This window comes from Massilia agilis (assembly GCF_024756255.1).
In the GTDB taxonomy this organism is placed as follows: Bacteria; Pseudomonadota; Gammaproteobacteria; order Burkholderiales; family Burkholderiaceae_D; genus Telluria; species Telluria agilis.
On sequence record NZ_JANUHB010000003.1, the window covers coordinates 155,566 to 179,398 of the forward strand.

Genomic DNA, 23,833 nt, shown 5'->3' on the forward strand with positions numbered 1-23,833 from the left:
GCATCATGCTGTTTTTTCAACAGCATCATCGGCATGACGCGCACCCCTCTTTTCATCCAGTCCCAGCAGACCGAGTGTTGCATTGCCGTGCTTGGCGCGATGCTCGGCTATTTCGGGCGTTCGGTCACGCTGGCCGAGCTGCGCGAAGTCACGGGCATCTCGCGCGATTGCCTGAGCGCGGCGGACATGGCGCGTGCCGCCCGCCATTACGGCCTGGCGGCGCGGGTGCTGCGCAAGGAGCCGGGCGAGCTGGCAGCGCTCGGGCTGCCGTTGATCGTGCACCTGGACTTCATCCATTTCGCGGTGCTGGAAGAGATCAGCGCGACCGAGGTGCTGCTGAACGATCCGTCGTACGGGCCAGAGCGGCTGCCGCGCGAAGTCTTCGATGAGCGTTTCACCGGCATTGCGATCGCGCTCGCACCCACCCCGCAGTTTGAACGCAACGCGCCGCCGCCCAGGCTGCTGGCCGCTTGCGCCGGGCGCCTGCCGCCACAAGCCCGCCGTCCGCTGGCGGCCGCCGCGCTGGTCGCGATCCTCATGCCGCTGGCCCCGCTGGCATTGGCCTGGACCGCGTTCGCGGGGAGCGGCGCGCAGGCTGTTGCCGGCGCCGCGCTGGCGGCGGCCGGACTGCGCATGCTGCTCGCCTGGCTGCAAGCGGGGGCACGCGAGCGCGCCGAGCGCGCCATTCGCGAGGACGGGGAGCGCCGGTTCGTGGAGAGCATGGCGCGCCAGCCGCAATCGTTTTTCGACTACCGGCTCCCCTCGGCCCTGCAGGCGATCGCGGGCCTGCCGCAGGCGCTGGGCGGCGCCGTGTGCCGGCAACTGCTGCCGGCCTGGACCCGGCTTGCGGAAACGGTGGTCTTGCTGGCCGGGCTGGCCTGGCTGGCGCCGGCGTTCGGGGCCGCCGTGTGCGCGGTGCTGGGCGCTGCCGCCGTGCTGGCGTGGGCGGCGGGCGGGCGCGGAGGCTGGCGCCTGAACCGGCTGCTGGCGCCGGCACCGGAAACCGCGTCGTACAGTGCCAACGGCATCGAGAGTACCCGGACCGGCGGCCAGGCCGAAGAAGCGCTGGCCGCACGCGCCGGCGCGCTGGCGGCCGACATCGGCCAGCGCCAGTGGCTCGCGTCCTGGGCCTTGCGGATCCGGCTGGTGCAGCATGGATGCCTGCTGGTCCTGGTCGCGCTGCTGGCCCGCTACGCCGCCGGGGCGCCCGCCGGGCAGGTGCTGGCGCTGCTGTTGCTGGCGGCGCCGCTGCCGCTGGTGCTTCCCTGGCTGGCGCGCTTGCCGGCCTGCCTGCACAACCTGCGGGTCATCGTGCAGCTGCAAGACGACGCGCAAGCGCCGCCGGCGGCCCCACCACACGCGGGGAACGTGGCGCTTGCGCCGGTCCCGGCCCTGGTGGCGCGCCACCTCGTGTTCGGTTACGCGCGCAACCGCGCCCCGGTGCTGGACGATGCGTCGCTCGATGTCGCGCCCGGCGAGATCGTGGGCCTTACGGGGGCGTCCGGCGCCGGCAAATCGACCTTGGCGGCGCTGCTGTGCGGCCTGGCGCAGCCCTGGTCGGGCGAGCTGCGATTCGGCGGCGTCGCGCCAGGTGCGCTCGACCCTGGCCAGCGCGCGCACGCGATCGCATGGGTCGACAAATTCCCGGCATTCTTTGCCGGCCCGGTGCGCGCCAACCTGACCCTGTGGCAGGACGGCGTCGGCGAGGCCACGCTGCGCCAGGCGCTCGACGACGCCTGCCTGGGCGAGCTGGTGGCATCGCGCCCCGGTGGGCTGGACAGCGGGGTGGCGCCGCGCGCGGCCAATTTCAGCGGAGGACAGCGCCAACGCCTGGCGATTGCCCGCGCGCTGGTGAGCGAGCCGCGCCTGCTGATCCTGGACGAGGCCACCGATGGCCTGGACAGCGCGCTCGAGGCGAGCCTGCTGTCGAACCTGCGCCGGCGCGGCTGTAGCGTGATCCTGATCAGCCACCGGCCCGCCACGCTGGCCGCCTGCGACCGCGTGCTGCGACTGGAGCATGGCACGCTTGCGCAAGACGCCGCGCCCGCGCCGTCGCGCACCGCCAGCGCCGCCGGTTTTCACGACGCGCCGGACGAGACGGACGAGCCTGCGCCGCCGCTGCCCGGGCCAGGCCAGTTGCGCGACTGCCTGCGCCAGCTGGCCGAGCGCTGCGGCCTGCCGTGGGATGCCGGGGCACAGCCGGCCGCGCCTGCCGCCACGCGCGCGCAGGCCGTGCTGGCGCTGGCGCGCGCGCAGGGATGGCGGCTGCGTCCGGTGCGCATGGTCGCGCGCAGCTGGTGGCGCGAGGACCCCGGACCGCTGCTGGTGTTCGAGCGCGCCAGCGGCCGGCCGGCCGTGCTGGTGGCCGGGCCGGGCCGTGGCTACGCCATGTTCGACGCCGCCGGTGCGCGCCGTCCTGTCACGGCGCCGGAGTGCGCGTTCGACGACGAAGCGTACGCGCCGATGCCGCGGGCAGGCAAGGCGGTGCCGGGCAGCGTGGCCGCCTTGCTGGCGCGCGTCGGTTGGCACGGCCGCCGGGACTGGGGCGGCACGCTCGCCGCCTGCGCCCTCGATGCCGTGCTGGGCGTGGCGGCGCTTTGTTCCGCTGCCCTGCTGGCCTGGCCGGCCGCCGCCGCCGCGCTCATCGCGTCCTTGCTGTGGCAATGGCAGGCCGGCGTGCGGCTGGCGCGGGTACTGGGGCGCGATCACGCCGCGCTTGACGCTACCCTGCGCCAGACGCTGCATAGCGTGCCGCCGCCGGCAGCATCCGGCCGCTACACCGCGCTGCGCCTGGCCAGTGGCGCCGACGCGGCGCCGGCCGTGCTGCGTGCGCTGCAGGACGACCGCCGCGGCGCGCCCCCCGTGGCCACAGCTGCCTGCTCGCTGCTGGCCACAGGCGCCGGCCTGGCCTGGCTGTGGCCGGCGCTGTGGCCGGCGTGGGCCGCGCTGGCGCTGGCGGCCATGCTGCCGCTGGCCTGGGCGGCGGGGCCGGCCCGGTTGCGCGTGCGGGGGCCGCGTGTGCTGAGGCGCCGGGCCCAGTTCCTGCAGCATGTGCTGCACCACGTCGGTTCGCTGCGTGCCGCCGGCCGTACCGATGCCGCCTTGCGGCGCTGGCTCGGCATGCCGTGGCGCCAGCCGGTTGGCCTGGCGCGGCGCCTGCGTGCGGCCAGTGCGTGGCGCGCCGGCTATCCGCTTGCCGCCCTGGGCCTGCTGCTGGCCTGGGTACTGGCGGCGCCGGCCGCAGCGCCTGCGGGCGCGCGCTGGCTTGCCACCGCGGCCCTGGCGTTGTCCATGCTGGTCCATGCCGGCCGCCTGTGCCAGGCGGGCCTGGCCTGGGCCGCAGCGCTCGATGAGCGGCGCGCGCTGCACAGGCTCCTGCGTGCGCCGCGCGACCCGGCCCCGTCCGCGGACGCTGCGCAAGGGCCTGCGCGCGTGCAGGCGCACGCCCTGTGTTTCACCTATCCCGGCAGCCCGCATCGCGCGCTCGATGGCGTGTCGATCGAACTCGCGCCAGGACGCATCACGGCGCTGGCCGGCGCCTCGGGCAGCGGCAAGTCCACCCTGCTCAGGCTATTGCTCGGCTTCGAGACAGCGAGCCACGGCCAGGTGCTGGTCGACGGCAGGACGCCCGGCGCGGCCGGCATGGCCGCGCTGCGCGAATCCACCGGGCTGGTGATGCAGGATGAGGTTCTCAATGGGGCCGGTCCGCTGCGCTGGCAGCTTGCGGGAATGGGCACGTGGCCGCTGGGCGCGGTGTGGCAGGCGCTCGAGCAGGCCGTGCTGGCGCGCGACGTCCGGCGCATGCCGATGGGCGTGCTGACCATTGTCGACAGCGCACGGCTGGCCACCGGGCAGCTGCAGCGCTTGCTGATTGCGCGCTGCCTGCTGCGCCGACCGCGCCTGCTGGTCCTCGACGAAGCGACCAGCGCGCTGCCCGACGAGATGCAGGCCGAGCTGCTGGGCCGCATCCGCGCGCTTGGTGTGACCTGCCTTCTGGTCAGCCATCGCGACAGCGCCCTTGCTTGTGCCGACGAGGTGCTGGTGCTCGCGCATGGCAAGGTGGCCGCGCGTGGCGCACCCGGCAGCGCGCCGGTGCGCGCGGCGCTCGGCACGCTCGCCGGGCAGGAAGGGCGGGCACCGTTCGAGCCGGCGATCGAAGCGCCGGCCGGTGCGCCCGCGCCAGGGGCCCCGGCCATGCGGCGCGGCCTGTTCCGCGACCAGGCCCTGCGCCGCTTCCAGGGCGAGGGCAGCAACACCAGTCCCCTGCTGTTGCTGCGCCGGGCGCGCTGGCCCGGCTGGCTCGCCGCCGCCCTGCTGGCAGCGCTGGCGGCGCGCCTGGCCTGAACGATCAGTCCTCGAGCAGCCGCTCCAGGAAGCGCGCGACTGCCGCGCCGATCGCCTCGGCCTTGTCCCGGTCCAGCGCGTGGGGCAGGTAGCACAGGTGCCATGCCAGGGTTCCGTCGCTCATGCCGGCACTGAGTTCAAGCACGGGGAAGCTGCCGCTGCGCGCACGCGCCTCGTTCCACGCACCCGGCAGGTGAGTCGCGCCAAGGAAGGTGAACACGCCGTCGCGCCGGAAGCCGTTATCGACCGCACCGCGAAATTCCAGCGCCAGGGCCGGCTGCGCCAGCCGTTGGGCCTCTCCGTGCGCTGCGGCGCCATGGCACAGCAGGGCATAGTCCGCGGCATGCGGCGCGACCGCGGCATGGGCCTGGCGTGCCACCGCGTACTGGCGCTGCGGGCTGGAGGGAGCGGCGTGCACCCGAACCGGGTAGAAGTCGACCAGCCAGCCGACCGCCGCGGCGCTGGCCCCGCTGCGGCCGTGCTGGTTCAGCAGCACCAGCGCCGATGCGTCGCCACTGGCGCCGCACCAGGCATGGCAAAACGCGGCCAGCAGCGCGTCATGGCGCGCCGGGCCATCGGCAAAGCGTTCGAGAAAGCGCCGGTTGGCCAGCGGCGCCAGGCGCTGCTGCGCCGTGTGCTCGAACACGAACGGCCATGGCTGCGCCTCGGGCGGCCCGGCGCTGCCGCAGACGGCGCGCCAGAACCGCAGTTCGTCCTCGGCCCAGCCGGGTGTCGCGGTGCGCGCCTGGCGCGCGCCAAGCCAGTCCAGGAACGCATCCGGAGCCGGCGGGGCCAGCGTGCCCCGGCACGCCTGCCCGTAGGCGTGCTGCAGGCCGCGCAGCAGGATCGCGACCGACACCGCGTCGATCGCCAGGTGGTGCAGCGCGAGTGCGAGCACCCCAGTTTCGCCAGCGCCGCGGTCGAGCCAGACCGCATGGGCCAGGTGGCCACGTTCGATGTCGATCGCGGCACGCAGCTGTTGCAGCACCGCGTTTTGCCAGCCGCGCGCGCCGGCGGGCACGGTGGCCATGTCGAGGCGCTCCAGGCCGATCCCCGCGCCGTCCGGCCGCGCGCTCCATCCGGCCGCGCCAGCGCGTTCGAAACGCAGGCGCAGGGCAGGGTGGCGCTGCACCAGCCACGCCAGCGCAGCCTCCAGTGCGCCCAGGTCGAGCGCCGCCGGCACGCGCAGGTACACGATTTCAAGGAAGTCGTTCGGGTCGGCCACGCCGGCGGCCAGCAAGCGCAGTTGCACCGGGCTGGGCGCGTACGCGGCCGCCTGCCCCGCGCCGCCAGCGGCGTCGGCCGGCCCGCCGGGCGCGGCGTCGAGCAGCCATTGCAGCTCGCGCAGCGGCAGGTCGGGCCGCAACTGCTCCACGCTGATGGCGCGGCCCAGCTCCTGCTCGAGCGTGATCGCCAGCTCGACCCGCTTGAGCGAATCGATGCCGAGCTCGCCGAGCGTCCAGTCGCTGTCGACCTGGCCCGGATCGAAGCCGGCCAGCCGCGCGGCGCAGTCCAGCAAGGCGGCCTGCCCGGCTGCGCGGGCCGGAGCCGGTGTCGCCGGCGCCAGCGCCAGTTCGCCACTGCGCCATGCGTCGCGTGTGCCCGAGCGACTGATCTTGCCGCTGGTGGTGCGCGGCAGCGCGCCCGGCAGCAGCAGCACGATCTCGTCGGCACTCACGTCCAGCGCCTGCGCCAGCGCAGCCTGGATTGCCCTGGCGACCTGCTGCTGGTCGGCGCGGCGGCGCTCGCGCCGCAGTTCGCATGCGAGCACCAGCCGCTCGCCGTGCGCGCCCTCGTCGCTGAACGCGGCCACCGCCAGCGGGTCCAGCGCCGGGTGGCTGGCGCCGGCCAGCTGCTCGATGTCGGCAGGGTAGCAATTGCGGCCGCGCAGGATGATCAGGTCCTTGATGCGGCCGGTCACGTACAGTTCGCCGTCATGCAGGTAGCCGGTGTCGCCGCTGCGCAGCCACGCTGCGGGATCGCCCTCCAGAACCTGCCCGAATACCTGGGCATTGAGCCGGTCCTGCCGCCAGTAACCGGCCGCCACCTGGGCGCCGGCGATCCAGATTTCGCCGACGCTGCGCTCGGGGCAGCGGCGCCCGCGCTCATCGACGATCGCAACGCGCACGCCGGGGCCGGGAGCGCCGCACGAGACCCGCTGCTGCGCCGTTTCGCCTTCTTCGTCGCGCGCATGGGTGGCAAGGCCGGTGCCGGGCGCGCGCGCGCTGACCAGCAAGGTCGATTCGGCCAGCCCGTAGCAGGGCGCCAGCGCATCGGCGGAAAAGCCGGCGCTTGCGGCCAGGGCCGCGAACCGCTGCAGGCTCGCCGCGCGCACCGTTTCGGCGCCGCAGAACGCGACACGCCATGACGACAGGTCCAGTCCCGCGAGGTCCTGCGGCGCGAGCTTTTGCGCGCACAGCTCGTAGGCGAAGTTGGGGCCGCCGCTGTGGGTGGCGCGGTAGCGGCTGATCGCTTCGAGCCAGCGCCGCGGGCGCGCGATGAAGTGGGCCGGCGCCATCAGCACCAGGTGCACGCCGAATGCCAGCATTGGCAGGATGCCGCCGATCAGACCCATGTCGTGGTACGGCGGCAGCCAGCTCACCACGCAGGCGCTCGGCGGGAGGGCGAAGCGCTCGGCCATGGTGGCCAGGTTCGCCTCCAGGTTGGCATGGCTCAGGCAGACGCCGCGCGGCGACCCGGTGGAGCCGGACGTGTACTGGATCAGTGCGGGGCCGGCGCCTGGCCGGCTTTGTGCGCCGGCGTCGTCGTCCGGATGGGTTTCATCGGTGGCCAGCCAGCGCAGCGCGCCGGCCCCGTGGCCGGCCTGCCAAGTCCGGGCCAGGCTGGCGCTGTCCACCAGTGCCAGCTGGGCATCGGCGTCGGCGACCAGGCGCTCGAACCGTTCGCTTGCGCGCGAGCCGAGCCGGTAGGTGGGCGGATAGGTGGGCACCGGCGTGATCCCCGCCACCCAGCACGCGCACAGGGCGGTGACGAGTTCGGGTCCCGGGCGGTGCAGCACCAGCGCGCGCTGCGCATCCGGGCAGTGGCGCAACAGGCGCCGCGCGATGCGCCGGGATTCGTTGTCGATCTGGCCGAAAGTGAGCGTGCGCGGCGCGCCGCCATCGTCGTCGAGGAAGGTGAGAGCGATCCGGTCCGGCGTCTCGGCCGCCAGGCGGCGCACGCCGGCCAGCAGGCCGGGTTGCATCGGTCAGGCCTCCGGCGCGTCGGCCAGGAGCCGCATCAGGCGGCTGAAGCGCTCGCCGGCGATCGCCACGTTGTCCAGCAAGCCTTCGTCCAGTTCGTCCTCCAGCAGCTCCTCCGATGCCAGGCTGGCCGCACCGCCGTAACCCAGCCGCGCGATGGTGCTGCGCATGCGCTCGGCCAGGAATACCGAGATCGCCTTGAAGAACCGCATGCCCAGCGCAGGGTCGCTGGCAAAGCGCGCCTCCAGCTCGTCCTTGCGCAGTTCCAGCAGGCTCACCTCGTCGAGCGCGCGCACGGTCGCCGACGTTGGCGCGCTGTCCACGAACGACATCTCGCCCAGGATCTCGCCGCTGGACAGCTTGGCCACCACGCCCAGGCCGCTGATGTCCACTTCCATGTGGCCGTCCAGCAGCAGGTAGAGCCGGTCGAGCACTTGTCCCTGCTTGATCAGCACGTGGCCGGGCGCCAGCTTGCGCTTGCGCCCCAGCCTGGCCATCAGTTCAACGTCGGCGTCGGCCAGCAGGCCAAAAATGTACAGTGCCTTGCGCATCGGGCTTCCTTTCCATCATAAGAGCTGGCGCTGGGCCAGCTCGGCAAATAATCCGTCTTCGTCCAGCAGCTGCCGGTAGGTCCCGCGCTGCACGATGCGGCCGTTGTGCACCACCAGGATCAGGTCGGCTGACATCACCGTGGACAGCCGGTGCGCCACCACCACCCGGGTCAGTTCCAGGCGCGCCAGGCTGTCCATCAGGATGGCCTGGGTGCGGTTGTCCAGCGCGCTCGTCGCTTCATCCAGCAGCAGCACGGCGGGCTTGCGCGCCAGCGCGCGCGCCAGCAGCAGGCGCTGGCGCTGGCCACCGGACAGGGTGCCGCCGCCATCCTGCAGCACGGTGTGTAGCCCCATCGGCATGGCGGCGATTTCGTCGGCAAAGCCGACCTGGCGCGCCGCCTCCATCGCCTGTTCGTGGCTGATGCGCGCGCTGCCGGCGATGTTCGAGAACACGCTGCCCGACGCGATGCGCCCGTTCTGCAGCACCACGCCGATGCGGCGGCGCAGCGCCCCCGTATCGAGCTGGTCCAGCGGCTGGCCATCGAAGGCGATGGTGCCCGCCTGCGGCTGTTCGAAACCCATCATCAGGCGCAGCAGCGTCGACTTGCCGCTGCCGGACGGCCCGACGATGGCGACATACTGGCCAGGCTCGACGCGCAGCGAGACGTCCTGGAGGATCGGTTTTCCTTGCGGCGCGTAGCGGAACGACACGCCGTTGAACGCGATCGCCCCGCGCAGTGCCTCCGGCTGGCGCTTGCCGGCCGCGTCTTCGGGCACGGCCTGCAGCAGAGGCTTGAGGCGGCGCCACGGCGACAGCGCGCGCGCCGCGCCGTTCAGGGCCAGGCCCATTGCGGTGACCGCAGCCAGCAACTGTCCGAACGCGGCATTAAACGCCAGCAGGTCGCCGGTGGCCACGCCACTCTCGCGCCGGAGCAGGACGAGCATCGCGCCGAAGATCAGCAGGCTGGCCAGCGGCGGCGCGCACGCCTGCACCAGCTCTTGCACCTGGGTGCTGCGGCGCGACGTGGCAAAGCGCCCGGCCTGCGACAGGTAGATGCGCGCCCATGCGGCCAGCGCGCGCGGTTCGGCCGCCGCCGCGCGCAGCTTGCCGATGCCGGTGATGAATTGCAGGACCAGCCCCTCGACCAGGCCGCGCTGGTGGCTCTGCTCCGCCTTGGGGCGCCACTGGCTGCGGGCCGACCACACGGTCAGGGCCAGCACCAGCGCCACCGGCCCCAGGCCGGCGAGCGCCAGCGGCACGCTGTAATAGAACATCGCGGCCAGGCTGGACAGCGAAAACAGCGCGCCCAGCATGGCGCCGAGCGCGCTCAGCGACAGTAGGTTGCGGATTTCCTGCACGCCCAGCGCGCGGTTGGCCAGGTCGCCCACCGTGTAATTCCTGAAGAAACCTACCGGCAGGCGCAGCAGGCGGTCGAACAGCGCTGCCTGCAGGGCCAGGTCCGCGCGCGATTCGCAGCGCAGCAGCAGCCAGGACTTGACCAGCTCGAATCCGGCCGCGCCCAGCGCCGCCGCCACCAGCAGCCCCACCAGTTGCCACTGGCCGCCAAGGTCGGCACGCGGGATGACCGACTTGACCAGGAGGCCCGTGGCCACCGGCGCCATCAGCGCCAGCACCGAAGCGGCCAGGCCCGCCAGCAGCAGCAAGCCGAGGTCGGGCGCCAGGCCGCGCACGCCGAACCGCAGCAGGGCGCCGGCATCCAGCGCGCCGCCGGGCAGCGGCCGGTACAACATGAGCGCCTGCGCGCCCAGGGTGGCGGCGCTGGCGGCGTCCACTTTCTGCACGACGCCGTCGGCGCCGACCAGCCGGTAGCCGCCGCGCCCCGGCAGCAGGGCGCAGGCTTGTTGCGCCTGGTCGAAGCCGATCAGTGGGCCATTGTCGGCGCGCCACCACTGGCCGCGCAGCAGCACCGCGCGGCTGCGGATGCCGGCATGCGCGAGCAGTTCGTCCAGCGGGGCATCGGCCGGCAGTCCCGCGGGGCTCTGCAGGTCGATGCCGAGCGCGGCGGCCACGCGGTGGCAAGCGGCGAACGCCGCGCCGTGTTGCCCTGCCTGCGGCACGGGGGCCGGCGCCGGGGCGGCAGGCGCCGCACTCGGGCCGCTCGCCTCGCTCGGCCGCACCGGCTGGCCGGGCACTCCGCCGTCGCGCACCAGGCGCGCGAGCGCACCCAAGGCCTGCTGGTAGCGCAGCATGCCGTCGCGCCAGCTGCGCGTGATGCGGCCGGCACGCGCCGCGCCCTGGGCCGCAAGCGCGGCATCGAAGCGTTGCGCGGCTGCGGCATGCAGCGGCGCCAGCGCCGCGACGCTGTCGGCAATGGTGTCGGGCGCGCCCAGGTGTGCGCACCAGGTGCCCAGCAGCGCGCGCCGCTGCTGCGCGGGCACGGCGTCCAGCCCGGCGTCGTCCAGTTCGATGACCTCGGTGCCCAGCGCGGCCAGCCCGAGCACGCGGCGCGCGCCGATGGCGGGCAGGCCGAACAGCAGCTCGCCGGTGGCGCACTGGAACAGGAAACGGCGCCGCCCGCCGGTCTCTTCCGCGAACACGTTGATGGCGCCGCGCAGCACGAACAGCGGCGCCGGCCGGCCCGTCAGGTCGAGCGGGTGGGCCGCGCTGGCGGAGCGTACCGGGCCGGGGAAGTCGTGGTGTGCCGTCATCACATTGCCGCAATCAGGTCCGCGTATTCGCCGCCCAGGGCCAGCAACTGCTCGTGCGTGCCGCGCTCGACCGCCTGCCCGCCCTTGAGCACGATGATCTCGTCGCAGTCGCGCAAGGTGGACAGCCGGTGGGCGATGATGACGCAGGCACAGCCGCGCCGGCGCAGCGCCGCGTCGATCGCCTGTTCGGTCACCGTGTCCAGCGCCGAAGTGGCTTCGTCGAGCACCAGCAGCGCCGGGTCGCGCACCAGGGCGCGCGCGATTTCCAGGCGCTGGCGCTCGCCGCCGCTCCAGTTGGCGCCGCCCTCGCCCACGGCGCTGTCCAGCCCACCTTCGCGCGCCGCGACTTCGGCGGCCACGCAGGCGTCCTCCAGCGCGGCATGCAGGTCGGCGTCGGGCACCGAGTCGTCCCACAGGGTCAGGTTGTCGCGCAGGCTGCCCTGGAACAGGAAGACCTCCTGGTCGACGTAGGCCACGGCGCTGGCGAACACCCGCGCCGGCAGCGAATCGAGCGCTCGGCCGTCCAGTAGCACCTGCCCCGACGATGGCGGCACCAGGCCGCAGCAAATGCGTCCGAGCGTGCTCTTGCCGCTGCCCGACGCGCCCACCAGCGCAACGCGTGCGCCCGGCGCCACTGTCAATGAAATGTCGCGCACCTGCGGCGGGTCGAGCGGGCTGTAGCCATAGCTGACGTTGCGCAGCTCCAGCCGGCCCTGCAGGCCGGCGGCCCACGCTGCCTCCTGCTCGGCGTCTTCGCCGTCCGGCGCGCTCGGCGGCACCGGATAGTGGAACACGTCCGACAGGCGGGTCAGCAAACCCTTGACCGACTGGATGCTGGCGGCCATGCCCACCAGCTGCGCCACCGGTTGGCTGAACGCCGCCAGCAGCAGCTGGAACGCGACCAGGTCGCCAATGGTGAGCACACCGTGGATGACGCGCAGGCCGCCAAGGCCGAGCACCATGGCCGCGGTCAGTGCGGCCAGCAGGCCGGGCGCCACCGCCAGCAGCGCACCCTGGCGCCCCAGCTCCTGCTGCCCGAGCAGGGTGGCGGCCTGGTAGCCGGCCCAGCGTCCGAAGGCCACGTCCTCGGTGCCGCCGGCCTTGAGGGTTTCGATGCCGGCGATGGCGCCGACGGTGGCCGCGCTCAACTTGCCCTGGTCGCCGATCAGGCGGTTCGACAGGTCGGCGCGCTGGCGCCCCAGCGCATGCAGGCACCACAGGTTGAGCCCGACCAGCGCGAGCACGCACAGGCCCAGCGGAAGATCGTAGGCCAGCATCACGGCCGCGTAGAACACCACCGCCAGCAGGTTGAAGCAGCTGGTGGCGAGCGACCCTGACAGCAGTTGCGCAATGCGCTCCGATGCGCCGATCCGGCTGGCCACCTCGCCGGGGTGGCGCTGGCTGAAGAAGTTGAGCGGCAGGCGCATCACATGCGCCAGGAAGCGGGTGGACATGGCCACGGCCAGCTTGAGCTCCAGCCGCAGCAGGTAGCGTTGCTGCAGCCAGGTCAGGAGGGCGCGCCCGGCCAGCGCGGTGGCCATCGCCAGCATCAGCGGGCCGAACCAGCGCTCGTCGCGCGCGACCAGGATCTCGTCGACGAATACCTTGGCGCACAAGGGCAGGGCGATGCCGGGCACCACCAGCAGCAGGCTGGCCAGCGCCACCAGCGCCACGCCCTGGCGCGAATGGCGCAGCCACGCGGCCAGCTCGCGCAGCAGCGACGGGGGGCTGCCGGCCGCGACGAAGTCCGGCCCCGGTTCCATCGCCAGCACCACGCCGGTGAAGCTTTCGCCCAGTTCCTCGAGCGTGACCTTGCGCGGCCCGCTGGCGGGGTCGTTCAGCCAGGCGTGGCCATCCTCGATCCCTTCGAAGACGAGGAAGTGATTGAAGTTCCAGTGCAGGATCGATGGCACCGGCAGCGCGGCCAGCGCTTCCACCCCATCCTTGGTGAAGCCTTTGGCGGCCATGCCGTGGCGGCGCGCGGCCTTGAGCAGGTTGCTGGCCTTGCTGCCGTTGCGCGACACGCCGCAGTCGATGCGCAATTCCTCCAGCGGGATCCAGCGGCCGTAATGAGCGAGCACGATCGCCAGCGCGGCCGCGCCGCATTCGACCGCCTCCATCTGCAGCACGGTCGGGGTCTTCACGCGCCTTGCCGCGCCAGGCCCTGCCTTGCTCATCGCGCGGCCCGCGCGTCCAGGCCGGGCAGCACCAGTTCGATGGGATGGCGCTGGCGCAGGGTGACCTCGGCGTCGATCAGGGTGCCGCTGGTGAGCGGTGCGGCAGCGGGACCGGGGACAAGCGCAATGCGCACCGCGTAGCGTGGCACCGGCGCGCCGAACGCCGCCGCCAGCGACTGGTTGGCCAGCATGGCGCCGATCGCCTCGCTACTGAGCGGATACGGCGACACCGCGCTGACGGTGCCGCGCACGGCGCCACGCGCGCCTGCGGGCGTGAGCAGCGCTGGCATGCCCGGCTTGACCTGTTTGCCCTGGTCGGCGGGCAGGAACAGCAAGCCTTCCACGCGCTGCGGGTCGCCCGCTTCGATCGACAACAGCGCCTCGCCGGCGCGCACGGGGGCGCCAGCGGCGCGCTTCAGTTCCAGCACGCGGCCGTCCGCCGGCGCCGCCTGCGCGGCGTGTTCGCCCGTTGCAAGGGTGATCTCGGCCACCGGTTGGCCGCGGCGCACGCCGTCGCCCGGCGCCACGGAAAACCCGTGCAGCCGGCCGTTGCCGCTGGCGGGCAGCGTGACGATGCGGCTCGCGCCGGCGGTCAGGATGCCGGGGCCGGACAGGGTGACGGGAACCGAGGCGCCCAGGCCCCACGCAATGAGCGTGGCGCCGAGCACGCCCAGCAGGGCCAGCGCAAGCCAGCCGCGGCGCTCGGCCACGGGCAGCAGCCGGTCCAGTTGATCGGGAGAGGCCAGCCGGTCGAGCGCGGCCTGGCGGAAAAAACGCTTTTCAGCCATGTGCTGGCAGTCGAATCCGGTGCGATGGCAGGCAGGGAAAAGTCAGCGCCCCGGTGGCCGGGGCGCGGTTGACACTGGCAGGCCGCGCCGCAAGGCGGCAGCGAGCCTGCATGAACCTTGGCCGTGGTTCAGCCGCGGTCGATGCCGCTGTGGTGGTCGAATTTCCTTTGCGGCGGCATGCAGATGCCGCCCGAGACCAGTTCCATTTCAAAGTCGGACAGCTCGTCGTCCGGCGCGCTCAGGACCGCTACCGCGTCTTCGGCGGAAAAATCGTGGCCGTGTTTGCGGCCCAGTTCGGCCAGTCCGGCGTAATCGATGGTGCCGTTGCTGACGTGGCGTGCCACCTCCGCCTGCAGGGCGGCCGAGGCGTTGGTTTGCTGGCGGAAGGCTTGTGCGGCCTGGATCGACATGGGGACTCCCTTCTGGTGAATGAAATGCGTGGATGCGCGATTCGATGGCTGGCCGGCGATCAGCCGCCCATCGGACGGTCGCGTTTGGCGTACTGCGGCGGGATGATGGCGCCGCCCGAGACCAGTTCCATTTCAAAGTCGGACAGCTCGTCCGAAGGCGCGCTCAGGACCGCCACCGCGTCTTCCGCGGAGAAGACGTGGCCGTGCTTGCGGCCCAGTTCGGCCAGTGCGGCGTAATCGATGGTGCCGTTGCTGACATGGCCCAGGACTTCAGCCTGCAGGGCAGGCGAGGCATTGGTTTGCTGGCGGAAAGCTTGCGCGGCTTGGATCGACATGGCAGGTCCTTTTGAATGATTGCAGTGCGGTTGGCGTACAGACGTTATTGCATTTAGATCAATCTTATCCTCCATGCTAGCTGATTTCTTGCTTATGTGCAACGCATGCATACAGGCGGCGGGAACGGCGGGCCGCACGCTACAATGCGCTGACCAACCAAGGACACGATCCCGATGACTACCTTGCCCCACGGCGGCCTGGCCCTGTCCGCCCTCGAAGAACAACTGCTGCAACCCGGCGTCAAGGGTTTGCCGATCACCGACCCGCTGCGCCAGGGCGCCATTGGCCTGCAAGGCTGGAACGTGCTGCATGGCGACACCAGCTTTCCGGTCGCGCTGCTCAAGACCTCGGCCCTGAAGCACAACCTGGACTGGATGCGCCGCTTCTGCGAGCGCCACGGCGCCACGCTCGCCCCGCACGGCAAGACCACGATGAGCCCGCAGCTGTTCGGCGCCCAGCTCGCCAATGGCGCCTGGGGCATCACGCTGGCCACCGCCACCCAGGTGCAGGTCGCGCACCGCTTCGGCGTGCGCCGGGTGCTGCTGGCCAACCAGCTGGTCGCGCGGGCCGACACCAACGCCGTGCTGCAGCTGATGCATGAAGACCCCGATTTCGACTGCTACGTGCTGGCCGACTCGCTGGCCGGCGTCGAGCGCCTGGCCGAAGCGGTGGAGCGCCACCCGCTCGCGCGCAAGTTGCCGGTGCTGGTGGAGCTGGGGCTGCCCGGCAAGCGCGCCGGCTGCCGCACGCTGGACGAGGCGATGACCGTGGCGCGCGCCGTGCAAGGCGCGCCCGGCCTGCAGCTGGCCGGCTTCGAAGGCTACGAGGGCCTGCTCGTCTCGGGCGAACGCGAGCGCGACGCGCGCGAGGTGTCCGAATTCGTCGGCCGCATCGTCGCCCTGGTGCGCGAGTCGGACGACGAAGGACTGTTCGGCATGCCCGAGATCCTGCTGTCGGCGGGCGGCTCGGCCTACTTCGACCTGGTGGCGCGCGGCTTTGCCGGCGTGGGCAAGCTGTCGCGGCCGGTGCGCGCCGTGCTGCGCAGCGGCTGCTACCTGACCAGCGACCACGGCTCGTACAAGCGCCTGCTGGCCCAGCTGAACCTGCGCGAGGACATCCCGGCGCGCGACGCGCTGCGCCCGGCGCTGGAAGTGTGGAGCGTGGTGCAGTCGCGCCCCGAGCCGACCCTGGCCATCCTCACCATGGGCAAGCGCGATGCCTCGTACGACGACGGCCTGCCGGTCCCGCTGGTGCACCACCGGCCCGGCCCCGGCACGCCGGCCGCGCTGCCGGACGGCTGCGAGATCTTCAAGATGAACGACCAGCACGCCTACCTGCGCCTGCCCGATGGCGATCCGCTGTGCGACACCCTGGCCGTTGGCGACCTGGTCGGCTGCGGCATTTCGCACCCGTGCACGACCTTCGACAAGTGGCCGCTGCTGCTGGCGGTGGACGACGATTACGTGGTGCGTTTCGCACTGAACACGTTCTTCTGAAAGCCGGGCAGTACGCTACAATGGCCCTCGCTTAACAAGAGAGCCACACATGCCCGTCACGCCGTCCTCGCTGTTCCCGCCGATCCTGCCCGCCCGCCACGGCATGCTGGCGGTCGACGACGTTCATACCATCTACTGGGAAGAGGTCGGCAACCCGAACGGCATCCCGGTCATCTTCCTGCACGGCGGCCCGGGCGCGGGCCTGTCGCCGCAGCACCGCCGCTTTTTCGACCCGCACGCCTACCGCATCATCCTGTTCGACCAGCGCGGCGCCGGCAAGTCCACCCCGCTGGGCGAGTGGCGCAACAACACCACGCAGCTGCTGATCGAGGACATCGAACGCCTGCGCCAGATGTTCGGCATCGAGCGCTGGCTGGTGTTCGGCGGCTCGTGGGGCTCGACGCTGGCGCTGGCCTACGGGCAGGCCCATCCGGACCGCTGCCTCGGTTTCGTCCTGCGCGGCATCTTCCTGTGCACCAGGGCCGAGATCGACTGGTTCATCCACGGCGTCCAGTGGTTCTATCCTGAGCTCTATGCCGAGTTCATCGCGCCCATCCCCGAGGCCGAGCGCGGCGACCTGCTCAAGGCCTATTGCGCGCGCCTGCTGTGCGACGACCCCGACACCTACTGGCCCGCCGCGCGCGCCTGGAGCCGCTTCGAGGGGCGCCGCGTGTTCCTGCTGCCGCAAGAGGACGAATCGCCGTCCGACACGCTCGACCTGGGCGTGGGCCGCCTCGAATCGCACTACATGGCCAACGGCGGCTTCCTCGAGGACGACCAGCTGGTGCGCAACATCGACCGCATCGCGCACCTGCCGGCCGTGATCGTGCAGGGCCGCTACGACGTGATCTGCCCGCCGCTGTCGGCCTGGCGCCTGTACCATGCCTGGCCCGGTTCGCGCCTGCGCATGATTCCCGACGCCGGCCACGGCGCGCTGGAGGCCGGCATTGCGCGCGCGCTGGTCGCCGCCACTGAACAGTTCAAGCGCAACGGGCGCTTCGATTGAACGCGAAAGTGGCTGTGGCGCTGGTAAACTCTGTTCGAACAATGAACCCCGGGCACATGTGCCCGGGCTACGATTAATCCAAGGGACGTAATGAATATTCAGATCAGCGACGTCGGCCACATCATCCAGTTGGCGATTGCGCCGGTGTTCCTGCTGACGGGCGTGGCCACCAAGCTTGGCGTGCTGGCCAACCGCCTTGGGCGTATCATCGACCGTACGCGTTTGCTGGAGGACCGCCTGCGCAACGGCCCCAACGAGGAATACAGCGAGGAGCTCGAGGTGCTGTACACGCGCTCGCACCTGATCAACTACGCGATCACGTCCAGCACAACCTGCGGCCTGTTGATCTGCCTGGTGATCGCGATGCTGTTCCTGAGCGATACCGCCGACCTGCCGCTTGACCAGATCATTGCGGCCTTCTTCGTGCTCGCCATGCTGGCGCTGATCAGCAGCTTCGTGAACCTGCTGCGCGAGATCTTCATCGCCGCGCGCCACATGCGCGAACGGCATAACGCGACCCTGCCACAGCAGGTGCGCTAAAGAGAGAACCATGCACGACTACCAACGCCCACCCACCCTGTATCGCTACGGCACCCGCGCCGAACTCGAGGCCGCGCTCAAGTCCGGCCAGTTCCGGCTGGTCCCGTCCGGCCAGTTCCTCACCGTCGCCTTTTCCAAGGTGTGGGACAAGGAGCTGTTCGACCTGCTGGCGCCGGCCGACTGCTGCCTGGTGATCCACAACACCGAGGAGTTCGGCGAGCGCCTGCACCGCGCGGTGCAGCGCACGCTTCCCAACTGGGCCGGCATCGACGGCGCGGTCGAATACGGCCACCGCTCGCCCTTGGGCGCGGCCTTCACCAAGTCGGCCGCCGAGGCGCCGGAACAGGAGTGGCAATTCGCCTGGCGCTCGCTCACGCCGGGCGCGAGCCTGAACCCGGTCACGGTCCGCATCGGCAGCATCGAGCAGTTCGCCGAACTGCGCGACCGCGAGAGCCACTTGGCGTAAGGACGAAATCACGCTTTAATGGCGTGATGAACACGACAACTTATCCGCACCTGCTCGAACCGCTCGACCTGGGCTTCACCACCCTGAGGAACCGGGTGGTCATGGGCTCGATGCACACGGGCCTTGAGGACCGCTTCTACCACTACGGCAAGCTGGCCGCGTTCTACCGCGAACGCGCGCGCGGCGGCGTGGGGCTGATCGTCACCGGCGGCATTTCGCCCAACCGCGAGGGCTGGCTGCTGCCGCTGGGCGGCACCATGAACTTCATTGGCGACGTGTTCAACCACCGGCGCGTCACCCGCGCCGTGCACGAGGAAGGCGGCAAGATCCTGCTGCAGCTGCTGCACGCCGGGCGCTACGGCTACCAGCCGTTCGTGGTGTCGGCCTCAAAGATCAAGTCGCCGATCTCGCCCTTCAAGCCGCGGGAACTGACCGAAGCCGGAATCGAAAAGACGATCCGCGCCTATGCCCGTAGCGCGCGGCTGGCCAGGCTGGCCGGCTACGACGGCGTGGAGGTGATGGGCAGCGAAGGCTACCTGCTCAACCAGTTCCTGTGCGCGCGCACCAACAAGCGCGTGGACCGCTGGGGCGGGCCGATCGAGAACCGCATGCGCCTGGCCGTCGAGGTGGTCCGGCGCATCCGCGACAAGGTGGGGCCGGACTTCATCATCATGTACCGGCTGTCGGTGCTGGACCTGGTCGAGGGCGGCAACACCTGGGAAGAAGTGGCCACCGTGGCGCGCGCGCTGCAGGAGGCCGGCGCCACCATCCTCAACACCGGCTACGGCTGGCACGAGGCGCGGGTGCCGACCATCGTCACCTCGGTGCCGCGCGCGGCGTTTGCCAGCGTGGCCGGGCGGCTGCGGCGCGAGGTCCGGATCCCGGTGGTGGCATCGAACCGCATCAACATGCCCGAGGTGGCCGAGGACATCATCGCGCGCGGCGACGCCGACATGGTGTCGATGGCGCGTCCCTTCCTCGCCGATCCAAACTTCGTGGCCAAGGCTGCCAGCGGCCGGGCCGACGAAATCAACACCTGCATCGCCTGCAACCAGGCCTGCCTGGACCACACCTTCGCCAACAAGCGCGCCACCTGCCTGGTCAACCCGCGCGCCTGCCACGAAACCGAATTGGTTTATACGAAAACGGCTGCGCCACGGCGCATTGCGGTCATCGGCGCCGGCCCCGCCGGGCTGTCCGCCGCGACGGTGGCGGCCGAGCGCGGGCATGCGGTGACGCTGTTCGAAGCGGCCGAGCGCATCGGCGGCCAGTTCAACATCGCCATGCAAATACCGGGCAAGGAGGAGTTTGCGGAGACGATCCGCTACTTCCGCCGCAAGCTCGAAACGACGGGCGTGGATGTGCGCCTGGGCCGCCGGGTCACGCGCGCCGAGTTGCTGGAGGCCGGCTTCGACGAGGTGATCGTCGCCACCGGCGTGAAGGTGAGGATGCCGCGCATCGAGGGCATCGGGCATCCGAAGGTGCTGTCCTACCTCGACGTTTTGCGCGACAAGAAGCCGGTGGGCCGGCGCGTTGCCGTCATTGGCGCGGGCGGCATCGGGTTCGACCTGAGCGAATACCTGCTCCACGATGCCTCGCATCCGCTGCCGGTGCCGGTTCAAGAGTGGACTGCGGAGTGGGGCGTGGACCTGGCGGTGCGCGAGCCGGGCGGCCTGGTCAAGCCCGCAGAGGCCACGCCACTGCGCCAGGTCTGGCTCATGCAGCGCAAGGCGTCAAAGCCGGGCGCGGGGTTGGGCAAGACCTCCGGCTGGGTGCACCGGGCCACCTTGGTGCGCAACGGCGTGCGGATGATGGCTGGCGTGCAGTATGACCGCATCGACGACGCCGGGCTGCACATCACGGTGGGCGGCGAGCGCCGCCTGCTCGAGGTGGACAACGTGGTGATTTGCGCGGGGCAGGAGAGCCTGGCCGAGCTGATGCCGGAGCTAGCGGAGCAGAACCACGGACCGCGCTTTCACAAGATCGGCGGCGCGGCGCTGGCGGCGGAGCTCGACGCCAAGCGCGCGATCCGCGAGGGCGCCGAACTGGCGGCGCGCTTGTAAGCGTGGGGTTCCGTAGGGTGGGCGGGTCCCCCGCCCACGCGTCCAGCTCCCCGGGCACAGTGGCAGTGCATGCCGAAGTTGAACGCGTGGGCGGGAAACCCGCCCACCCTACGGGACGTGTTGCTTATTTTTTGCGCACCACCACGCAACCGATCGAATAGCCCGCACCAAACGAGCAGATCACCCCGTACGACCCCGCCGGCATGTCATCCTGGTACTTGTGGAACGCAATGATCGACCCCGCCGACGAGGTGTTGGCGTAGGTGTCGAGAATGACAGGCGCCTCGTTCGGCTCGGCGTCGCGCCCGAGCAGCGTGCGCGCGATCAGCAGGTTCATGTTCAGGTTCGCCTGGTGCAGCCAGTAGCGCGATACCTGCGGCAGTTGCAGGCCCGCGGCCTTGACCGTGTCGGCGATCATCTCGGCCGCCATCGGGCACACTTCCTTGAACACCTTGCGGCCCTGCTGGCGGAACAGCTTGTCCGGCTGGCCGATGCCGGCTTCGTCGAAGCGGTTCATGAAGCCGAAGTTGTTGCGGATGTTGTTCGAGAACTTGGTCTTGAGCTTCGATTCCACGATCTCGAACTGGTGGTGGCTGGTTGCCGTGTCCGCCGCCTCGATCACCATCGCCGTGCACGCGTCGCCAAAGATGAAATGGCTGTCGCGGTCGCGGAAGTTCAGGTGGCCGCTGGTGATCTCGGGGTTCAGCACCAGCACCGCGCGCGCCTGCCCGCTTTGCACCGCCGCCGCTGCGGTCTGGATGCCGAAGGTGGCCGACGAGCAGGCCACGTTCATGTCGAAGCCGTAGCCATCGATGCCCAGCGCCTCCTGCACTTCCACCGCCATCGCCGGGTAGGCGCGCTGCATGTTTGAGCACGCCACCAGCACCATGTCGATGTCGGACGGCGTGCGGCCCGCGCGGTCCAGCGCCTGGCGCGCGGCGGCCACGCACATCTCGGCCTGCAGCGACAGTTCGTCGTCGCCGCGCTCGGGAATGCGCGGCGTCATGCGCGCGGGGTCGAGGATGCCCGACTTTTCCATCACATAGCGGGATTTGATGCCCGATGCCTTTTCGATGAACGCGCTGCTGGACGGCTCGATGGCGGCGACCTCGCCGGCCGCGATCCTCGCGGCGTTGTCGGCGTTGAAGCGCTCGGCATAAGCGTTGAAGGCCGTAACCAGCTCGTCGTTGGAGATGGAGTAGGGAGGCGTAAACAGGCCGGTGCCGCTGATGACGACAGATTTCATGTTGGCGAAACTTTCAGTGAAGATAACCGGGCTTTACCGGCAGATGAGTCGATTCTACACAAACGGCCGTGGCGTGGGAATCGCCCGGCGCAGGTGGCATGCAGGGGGCGTAGGGTGGGCAGAACCCGCCCACCCTACCGATTACTGCGTGCGATGCGCCAGCGTCGGCTGCGCGTGCCTGGCCAGCTGCATCGGCTGGCCCTTGAGGTGCTTGAGCGCCTGCGCCAGCTGGAAGTCGCTGTCGCTGCCGAAATCGATGGGCTTGCGTGCGCCGGCCCTGGCCAGCGCCTCGTCCTCGTCGTAGGCGCCGGCGCGCGAGGCTTCCTCCTTGTCGCGGTCGTTGGACAGGTGGTGTTCCAGGTCGGCCTCGCGCACGCGCAGCGCGTTGATGCCGTCGCCGTCCGGCGTTTCGTCCACCGCATAATCCGGCACGATGCCGCGCGCCTGGATCGAGCGCCCCGACGGCGTGTAGTAGCGCGCCGTGGTCAGCTTGACCGCCGCGTCGTTGCCGATCGGCCGGATGGTCTGCACCGAGCCCTTGCCGAAGGTCTGGCTGCCGATGATCGCCGCGCGCTTGTAGTCCTGCAGCGCGCCGGCCACGATTTCGGACGCCGACGCCGACCCGGTGTTCACCAGCACCGCCATCGGCAGCGTCCTGAACACCTCCGGCACCTTGGCCAGCGGGTCGTCGCCGCCGCGCACCATGTAGTACTCGGCCTTGCCGTAAAAGCGCTGCTTGGAGTCGGCCAGCTGGCCGTTGGTCGAGACCACCTCGGCGCCCTTGGGCAGGAAGGCCGCCGCCACGCCGATTGCGCCCTGCAGCAGGCCGCCCGGGTCGTTGCGCAGGTCGAGCACCACGCCTTTGAGCTGGGGGTCCTGCTTGTACAACGCGGCCAGCTTGTCGGCCAGGTCGTCCACCGTCGGTTCCTGGAACTGCGACACGCGGATCCACGCGTAGCCCGGCTCCACCAGGCGCGCCTTGACGCTCTTTTGCACGATCTCTTCGCGCGTGATCGTGAACGACAGCGGCTGTTCCTCGCCCTCGCGCCGCACGGTGATCGCCACCCGGGTGTGCGGCTCGCCGCGCATGCGTTTGATGGCCTCGTCCATCTCCACGCCCTTGAGCGACACGCCGTTCACGTGCGTGATCAGGTCGCCCTGCTTGATGCCGGCGCGCCAGGCGGGGGAGTCCTCGATGGGCGAGACGATGCGCACATAGCCATCGTCGCTTTGCTGGATCTCGATGCCCAGCCCGACGAACTTGCCCTCGGTGCCCTCGCGCAGCTCGCGGTAGGCTTTTTTGTCCAGGTAGGCGGAATGCGGGTCGAGCGAGCCGACCATGCCGGAGATGGCCTCGGTGAGCAGTCGCTTGTCGTCCACCTTTTCGACGTAGTCGGACTTGATCAGGCCATAGACGTTCGACAATTCACGCAGGCTGTCCATCGGGATGGCCGCTTCGACCGGCTTTTGCGCCAACGCCGAAAACTGCATCGAAATCGCCACGCCGGCGACTGCGCCCAGGCCGACCAGGCCAGTGTTCTTGAGTTTGGTGCCCATGTTTCACCTGCGAAGAGCGCATGAGATAGCGCAGGGCCAGTATAAACCTGAACGGTCCGGGTACGTGGACACCGCACAAGCGCGGTGCGCGATGGCAAGATTTGTAAAGCCCTGTTTCGACTCCTGCCTGGACGGTAAGCAATTGTAAGAGTGCGGGCAGGGCAACAGTGCCGGCCCTATATTCGTCCATGCAGTTTTTCTCTCTCTCCACTCTTTTGAAGTGGTCTTTGCCCACGGCCCCCTCCGTGGGCTTTTTTCTGCCCCGGAGATTGTAATGAAGTCAAGTTCAGTGCGCCGCGGCCTGCAGGCGGCGTTCGTGGCGCTGGCCCTGGGCGGCGCCGTCCCGTCCGGCGCGGTGCCGCTGATGGACATGCGCGCCGAAGACCTGCTGCCGATGGCCTCGGAGCTGCGCAAGACCCTCAACCTGAACGCCAACCAGCAGACGCTGTGGCAGCAGGTGGAAAGCCGCAGCCGGGCCATCCTGCGCGAACGCCAGTCGCGCCGCGAGCGCCTGCAGCAGCAGGTCAAAGCCCTGCTCGAGAATGCGACGGTCGAACTGCGCGACGTGAACGCCCTGATCGACGCCGAAAGCGCGGCAGCCTTGGCCGAGGACAAGCAGCTGCGCGAACTGTGGCTGACCGTGAACGACGCGCTGGACGACGGCCAGCGGCGCAAGGTGGCAGCGATGCTGGTCGAGCAGATGATGCGCGTGCCCGACAACGGCCAGCACGGCGGCCAGGACCGTCCGCGCGGCGAGGGCGGCGACCGGCACCGTGGCGGCGCGGGCCATGGGCGGGGCGGCATGAACATCGGCATGCCGGGGAGTTGACCAGAGCTGCGGGTGGGCGTTCGGCCGGGCACTGCCCAGCCTCACCCTGCCCACGCGTCCAGCCTGCATATGCATGCCTGCAACGCGCCCATGTATCGAAAAGTAAAAAACCGCCTGCTCATGATTTCCATGCGGCCCCAGCCGCTAGAAT

The 23,833-nt window shown here is 70.8% G+C and carries 16 protein-coding genes; 7 read left to right on the plus strand and 9 right to left on the minus strand.

Going from position 1 to position 23,833, the window contains the following annotated elements:
- Positions 1–33 precede the first annotated feature (33 nt).
- Entirely contained in the window at positions 34–4,344 is a 4,311-nt protein-coding gene (locus NX774_RS14325) for an ATP-binding cassette domain-containing protein (protein WP_258822919.1), read from the plus strand.
- A gap of 4 nt (positions 4,345–4,348) precedes the next feature.
- Here the strand turns inward: NX774_RS14325 and NX774_RS14330 are convergent, their stop codons facing one another.
- From NX774_RS14330 to NX774_RS14360, 7 genes are all read right to left on the minus strand, one after another.
- Positions 4,349–7,549, minus strand: a complete 3,201-nt coding sequence (locus NX774_RS14330) for an AMP-binding protein (protein WP_258822920.1) — start codon at positions 7,547–7,549, stop codon at positions 4,349–4,351.
- Positions 7,550–7,552: 3 nt separating this feature from the next.
- Positions 7,553–8,098, minus strand: coding sequence for a cyclic nucleotide-binding domain-containing protein (locus NX774_RS14335; RefSeq protein WP_258822921.1), 546 nt, complete (start codon positions 8,096–8,098; stop codon positions 7,553–7,555).
- Between the two features lie 15 nt (positions 8,099–8,113).
- On the minus strand, positions 8,114–10,768 hold the full coding sequence (locus NX774_RS14340; protein ID WP_258822922.1) for an NHLP bacteriocin export ABC transporter permease/ATPase subunit: 2,655 nt from the start codon (positions 10,766–10,768) through the stop codon (positions 8,114–8,116).
- A complete protein-coding gene (locus NX774_RS14345; RefSeq protein WP_258822923.1) occupies positions 10,768–12,912 on the minus strand; it encodes an NHLP family bacteriocin export ABC transporter peptidase/permease/ATPase subunit in 2,145 nt (714 codons plus the stop codon). Before NX774_RS14345 ends, NX774_RS14340 begins: the two co-directional genes overlap by 1 nt.
- Before the next feature lie 29 nt (positions 12,913–12,941).
- Complete coding sequence (locus tag NX774_RS14350) at positions 12,942–13,733, minus strand: HlyD family efflux transporter periplasmic adaptor subunit (RefSeq protein ID WP_258822924.1); 792 nt, start codon at positions 13,731–13,733, stop codon at positions 12,942–12,944.
- 128 nt (positions 13,734–13,861) lie between these two features.
- Positions 13,862–14,143: a Nif11 family protein gene (locus NX774_RS14355; protein WP_258822925.1), complete on the minus strand. Its 282-nt coding sequence runs from the start codon at positions 14,141–14,143 to the stop codon at positions 13,862–13,864.
- Between the two features lie 59 nt (positions 14,144–14,202).
- Positions 14,203–14,478, minus strand: coding sequence for a Nif11 family protein (locus NX774_RS14360; protein ID WP_258822926.1), 276 nt, complete (start codon positions 14,476–14,478; stop codon positions 14,203–14,205).
- Between the two features lie 174 nt (positions 14,479–14,652).
- Here NX774_RS14360 and NX774_RS14365 point away from each other — a divergent pair, with 174 nt between their 5' ends.
- The 5 genes from NX774_RS14365 to NX774_RS14385 all read left to right on the plus strand — a co-directional run bounded on the left by NX774_RS14365 (position 14,653) and on the right by NX774_RS14385 (position 20,050).
- On the plus strand, positions 14,653–15,975 hold the full coding sequence (locus NX774_RS14365) for an amino acid deaminase (RefSeq protein WP_258822927.1): 1,323 nt from the start codon (positions 14,653–14,655) through the stop codon (positions 15,973–15,975).
- Between the two features lie 49 nt (positions 15,976–16,024).
- Positions 16,025–16,981 (plus strand): prolyl aminopeptidase, encoded by a 957-nt coding sequence (pip, locus tag NX774_RS14370; protein ID WP_258822928.1) that lies wholly within the window; start codon positions 16,025–16,027, stop codon positions 16,979–16,981.
- A gap of 90 nt (positions 16,982–17,071) precedes the next feature.
- Positions 17,072–17,521: a DUF2721 domain-containing protein gene (locus NX774_RS14375; protein ID WP_258822929.1), complete on the plus strand. Its 450-nt coding sequence runs from the start codon at positions 17,072–17,074 to the stop codon at positions 17,519–17,521.
- A 10-nt stretch (positions 17,522–17,531) separates the two neighbouring features.
- On the plus strand, positions 17,532–17,987 hold the full coding sequence (locus tag NX774_RS14380) for a hypothetical protein (RefSeq protein ID WP_258822930.1): 456 nt from the start codon (positions 17,532–17,534) through the stop codon (positions 17,985–17,987).
- A 26-nt stretch (positions 17,988–18,013) separates the two neighbouring features.
- Positions 18,014–20,050 carry an NADPH-dependent 2,4-dienoyl-CoA reductase gene (locus tag NX774_RS14385; protein ID WP_258822931.1) on the plus strand — a complete coding sequence of 679 codons (2,037 nt, stop codon included), beginning with the start codon at positions 18,014–18,016 and terminating at the stop codon, positions 20,048–20,050.
- A 124-nt stretch (positions 20,051–20,174) separates the two neighbouring features.
- On the opposite strand, the gene NX774_RS14390 is transcribed toward NX774_RS14385, so the two are convergent.
- Both NX774_RS14390 and NX774_RS14395 read right to left on the minus strand, forming a co-directional pair.
- Complete coding sequence (locus NX774_RS14390) at positions 20,175–21,296, minus strand: beta-ketoacyl-ACP synthase III (protein WP_258822932.1); 1,122 nt, start codon at positions 21,294–21,296, stop codon at positions 20,175–20,177.
- 141 nt (positions 21,297–21,437) lie between these two features.
- Positions 21,438–22,853, minus strand: coding sequence for a S41 family peptidase (locus tag NX774_RS14395; protein WP_258822933.1), 1,416 nt, complete (start codon positions 22,851–22,853; stop codon positions 21,438–21,440).
- A gap of 274 nt (positions 22,854–23,127) precedes the next feature.
- Here NX774_RS14395 and NX774_RS14400 point away from each other — a divergent pair, with 274 nt between their 5' ends.
- Positions 23,128–23,682: a hypothetical protein gene (locus NX774_RS14400; protein ID WP_258822934.1), complete on the plus strand. Its 555-nt coding sequence runs from the start codon at positions 23,128–23,130 to the stop codon at positions 23,680–23,682.
- Positions 23,683–23,833: the final 151 nt, after the last annotated feature.

Coding starts and splice junctions, on each gene's coding strand:
- NX774_RS14390 (WP_258822932.1), bottom strand. CDS start 21,296: ATGAAATCTGTCGTCATCAGCGGCACCGGCCTGTTTACGCCTCCCTAC.
- NX774_RS14350 (WP_258822924.1), bottom strand. CDS start 13,733: ATGGCTGAAAAGCGTTTTTTCCGCCAGGCCGCGCTCGACCGGCTGGCC.
- NX774_RS14335 (WP_258822921.1), bottom strand. CDS start 8,098: ATGCGCAAGGCACTGTACATTTTTGGCCTGCTGGCCGACGCCGACGTT.
- NX774_RS14385 (WP_258822931.1), top strand. CDS start 18,014: ATGAACACGACAACTTATCCGCACCTGCTCGAACCGCTCGACCTGGGC.
- NX774_RS14380 (WP_258822930.1), top strand. CDS start 17,532: ATGCACGACTACCAACGCCCACCCACCCTGTATCGCTACGGCACCCGC.
- NX774_RS14360 (WP_258822926.1), bottom strand. CDS start 14,478: ATGTCGATCCAAGCCGCGCAAGCTTTCCGCCAGCAAACCAATGCCTCG.
- NX774_RS14395 (WP_258822933.1), bottom strand. CDS start 22,853: ATGGGCACCAAACTCAAGAACACTGGCCTGGTCGGCCTGGGCGCAGTC.
- NX774_RS14330 (WP_258822920.1), bottom strand. CDS start 7,549: ATGCAACCCGGCCTGCTGGCCGGCGTGCGCCGCCTGGCGGCCGAGACG.
- NX774_RS14355 (WP_258822925.1), bottom strand. CDS start 14,143: ATGTCGATCCAGGCCGCACAAGCCTTCCGCCAGCAAACCAACGCCTCG.
- NX774_RS14325 (WP_258822919.1), top strand. CDS start 34: ATGACGCGCACCCCTCTTTTCATCCAGTCCCAGCAGACCGAGTGTTGC.
- NX774_RS14400 (WP_258822934.1), top strand. CDS start 23,128: ATGAAGTCAAGTTCAGTGCGCCGCGGCCTGCAGGCGGCGTTCGTGGCG.
- NX774_RS14375 (WP_258822929.1), top strand. CDS start 17,072: ATGAATATTCAGATCAGCGACGTCGGCCACATCATCCAGTTGGCGATT.
- NX774_RS14340 (WP_258822922.1), bottom strand. CDS start 10,768: ATGACGGCACACCACGACTTCCCCGGCCCGGTACGCTCCGCCAGCGCG.
- NX774_RS14365 (WP_258822927.1), top strand. CDS start 14,653: ATGACTACCTTGCCCCACGGCGGCCTGGCCCTGTCCGCCCTCGAAGAA.
- pip (WP_258822928.1), top strand. CDS start 16,025: ATGCCCGTCACGCCGTCCTCGCTGTTCCCGCCGATCCTGCCCGCCCGC.